We start from the raw sequence: 695 nt of genomic DNA on the forward strand, positions 1-695 counted from the left end.
GGATGTGGCCGCGACCGCTCTCGGCCGAGGCGCGCAGGCGCAAGGATTTGCATCGACCGCGCTGGGCGAAGCCTCGAACGCTTATGGTGAGCTGGGTACGGCCGTGGGTTCGGCCAGCCAGGCCGGCTGGCACGCCACGGCGGTGGGCCAGTTCAGCCGTGCCTATGGCTCCGAATCGACGGCGCTGGGGCAGGGTTCGTTGGCCCAGAACTACCGGGACACGGCGGTGGGGCAACAGGCCAGCGCCACTGGCGGGGCATCGACTGCCGTGGGCCAGTTCAGCGAGGCCACGGGGTCGTACACGACCGCTCTGGGTCAGGACAGCCACGCCACGGCCGATTACACGACCGCACTGGGCCAGTTCAGCCAAGCCACGCAGGAGTATGCGACGGCCGTAGGCCAGGGCGCGCTCGCCAACAACTACAACACCACCGCCGTGGGCCAGGCCGCCCAGGCCACCGGGGTGTACTCCACCGCAGTGGGCCAGTTCAGCCAGTCCATCGGCGAGCGCTCGACCGCGGTCGGCATGGCCTCGCGCTCGGACGGCAACTTCTCCACGGCGCTGGGCCAAGAAGCCCAGTCCACCGGTGATCTTTCGGTCGCCGTCGGCATGGGCACGGTGGCCAGCGGCCTCGCCAGCACGGCGGTGGGTCAGGTCGCCGAAGCATCGGGCGATCATTCCACGGCATTGGGAC

General features: G+C 69.9%; 1 pseudogene. It reads left to right on the forward strand.

The features are described from left to right. Positions 1-695 (forward strand): annotated as a pseudogene (locus AB4Z23_RS27585) (hypothetical protein); the annotation flags it as partial.

This window comes from Agrobacterium sp. MCAB5, assembly GCF_052114365.1.
GTDB lineage: Bacteria > Pseudomonadota > Alphaproteobacteria > Rhizobiales > Rhizobiaceae > Agrobacterium > Agrobacterium tumefaciens.